At 44.1% G+C, this 2850-nt stretch carries 2 protein-coding genes and 1 pseudogene; all 3 read left to right on the top strand.

From position 1 onward, the window contains the following. Positions 1-1081 (top strand): annotated as a pseudogene (locus QUA00_RS36440) (hypothetical protein); the annotation flags it as partial. Between the two features lie 282 nt (positions 1082-1363). Continuing rightward, positions 1364-1966 (top strand): COP23 domain-containing protein, encoded by a 603-nt coding sequence (locus QUA00_RS36435; protein WP_333413444.1) that lies wholly within the window; start codon positions 1364-1366, stop codon positions 1964-1966. Between the two features lie 16 nt (positions 1967-1982). Continuing rightward, on the top strand, positions 1983-2801 hold the full coding sequence (locus QUA00_RS36430) for a serine protease (RefSeq protein ID WP_333413442.1): 819 nt from the start codon (positions 1983-1985) through the stop codon (positions 2799-2801). Positions 2802-2850: the final 49 nt, after the last annotated feature.

The raw sequence follows: 2850 nt of genomic DNA, 5'->3' as shown, positions 1-2850 counted from the left end.
TCATCTTTATTTAACGATTTTACTAGCTTTTTCATTTTATCTCTTTTTTGACACATTTGCCAAAGTGAGATGCACCCCTTATATCGAACTCGACGACATGGAAAACGCCGGTCGCCGCGCCGCAGGGCCGCTAGAAGGCAAGCAGTGGATTAGCGGCAAATACCAGGAAGTGCGGGGTGGTTCTGGCTGTTTGACCGGTTGGGAACCGACGGGCCGGCATCCTTTTGGGGAAGTGTTTAAAGTAGTGGTAATGGAACCGTCAGAAACCAGCGATACTGTTGACACGGCTCTGTACTTCAGGTTTAGTTTGCCCTGCGGCAAATCGCCTTACATTATTGGTCCGGTTCCATTTCTCAGTTACGGCGTTAATTCGCCTATGTTTGTCGGTCGATTGGAGGGTGGTTCTTCTAACAGTATTTCGCGTTCAAAAGGCGTCGCATCTGAAACAAAACCTTCAAAGCCGCTGAGTTCAAATCACGCTCAAAAAAACGCTTTACCAACTCAGCCTGTACCTGAATCAAAGCGAGAGTGCGCGCGCCCCGCAACTTACGTTAACGGTGTGGATGTAGCTTCATTAGGGGAGGCGTTAGCAAAGCTTTCCGAAGGAATCGCCAATTTGGAAAATGCAGCCAGTGGCGATTACGAAGCTATTGGCGAGATGGTTTGTACCGAAGGATCTCGCAACTGCGGGCGGGCGATCGGTCGCTATCAGTTGATGAGTTACCGGGAAGACGTGCAGCGTGCTGTCAGTTCAATTCCAGGGGGGGCTAACTTTATCCTAAACGTGAACAAAGGCCAAAAACCTACAAGAGAGGAACTCTTCCAATATTTTCCTCCTGCTGTTCAGGATAAAGTCTTGCAAAATTCTCTAGCTGAGAACTTAGTCAGCAGCCAACAGGAAATTGACCCTAAAACTGGGCAGGTGTTCAAGGGCGATCGCAAAGAGATCGACGATCGCTACTGGCATATCGGGAATAGCAAGCTGTACGAGGCGAACTTTAGCTCGGTATGGGTCAATTCCAAAAGCGGTTTCGCAGTCAAGTCCAAAGCACGAAGCCTGTTGAAATGGTTTAAGAGCTAATTCTGAACCTTTATTGAGCAACTATAATGAAGTAATATAGTCAGTAGTCTGCAACCGTGACGAGTTCTAGTCCCTGGCTGTCATTAATCTCAAAGTGATAACAACGGTGAAGGAATGAAAGTTTTCAGGCGACTATCCTTATACTTTATTTTTTGGCGTTAGCAAACTAACTCGGATTTGCGGAATCGTTAGGGTGCGTTGTGTGGCTGTAAATAGCAGAGATTTCATCGGAAGCGTAGGGTTAAGTAGATCCTTTGTCCAGCTAAAGTTTAGGAAAACAGTATGACGACGAACAATCCACAAAATACAAAGGTTAAGGCAATTTGTAAAGCGGTAGTTATTGGAGTGGGGACTATAGGCGCTTTTGCAGGGATAGTAACAATACTAGAGTTTTTTGGTATTACGCTTATAAAACCCGCTCAATCGGTAACTTTCATTTGCGGTGTGAGCAGTGACAGTGTACCCACTACGTTTGCACGAGAGCTCACAAACGGGGGCATTCCAAAGAGAAAGTCAGTGATTCGCTGGGTTTCTGACTTTGGTGATAAAGTGGGCTATACACCGCAACAACGCTGTGAAGAAGTATCGAACCGTTTTCAAGATTACAATAAGCAGGGACTCCTGGATTACATAACAACTGGTAAAGAGAAGGGTTTCGACACCATCTGTGTAGCTAAAGATAAAGAACATGGTCGCCCTTGTCTTTTACTCTGGACGCTAAAGCCAGGAACAAACCCTAAACTTGTTGTCAACCAGTTATTATCAGACCATCAAGGAACAGGCTCACTAGAAGAAAGAGGTTCTAATGCCTCTGAAATCTATATTGATGTGAAAAAGTTTCTTAGCAAACTCCCTGCTGAGGAAATCCCTGCTGAGAAAAACTAAAACTCTGGGTACTCAAATGTCAGTCAATCGTCGTTATCTTACCTTAACTACCGTGAGTCTATTGTTCGCCACTGCTTGTATTGGTGGCGCAGTGACAATGGGAATGACAGGAAAAAGAATCTGGGATATTCCTGTTTTTGGACGTAGTGAGAGCGTTCAACCATTGACAAACCAACTTTCTCCAGAAGAAGTACAGCGAATCGCTCAATCTATTACTGTCAAAGTCCTATCAAACAAGACTAGCGGGTCGGGAATATTGGTTGGCAAAAAAGGAGCGAATAGCAAAAAAGAAGACATTTATAGTGTCTTAACCAATCGGCACGTCTTGGTTCCTGGTGAACCATATCGCATCCAGACACCAGATGGTAAAATTTATCAAGCTAATGTGGTTAAGGATGTCAACTTTAAAGGTAGCGATTTGGCTTTGCTACAGTTTAGTTCTGCTCAAGATTACACTTTAGCTGAGTTGATGAGTGTATCGACACTGGCTGTGAATCAGCAAGTATTTGCCGCTGGATTTGTCTCTGACATTAAGAAGCTGGTTTTTACAAGTGGCGAAGTTTCTCTGTTGCCAGATAAGGCATTTCAGGATGGCTATCAAATTGGTTATACCAATAATGTTCAAAAAGGTATGAGTGGGGGGCCGATCCTGAATCAGCGAGGTGAAGTAATCGGCATTAATGGTATTATTGCCAATCCTATCTGGGGCGATCCTTATGTGTTTGAAGATGGTTCAAAACCTAATAGCAGTGAACGTGAGAAGATGAGCCGTTATAGCTGGGGAATAGCAATTAAGACTGCTGTTGAGCTAAGCTGTTGCACATTTAAACTGTGATACAATCATTACCCTTATTTTTGATTTTGCGACCCCATTTAATTATTAA

The organism is Microcoleus sp. T2B6 (assembly GCF_036700475.1).
Lineage (GTDB): Bacteria > Cyanobacteriota > Cyanobacteriia > Cyanobacteriales > Microcoleaceae > Microcoleus.
The sequence above is the reverse complement of the archived record's forward strand: the minus strand, read 5'-3'. Positions and strand labels throughout refer to the sequence as shown.

What these genes read in the sequence shown, in the direction of transcription:
- QUA00_RS36435 (WP_333413444.1), top strand. Translation starts at nt 1,364, where the DNA reads ATGACGACGAACAATCCACAAAATACAAAGGTTAAGGCAATTTGTAAA.
- QUA00_RS36430 (WP_333413442.1), top strand. Translation starts at nt 1,983, where the DNA reads ATGTCAGTCAATCGTCGTTATCTTACCTTAACTACCGTGAGTCTATTG.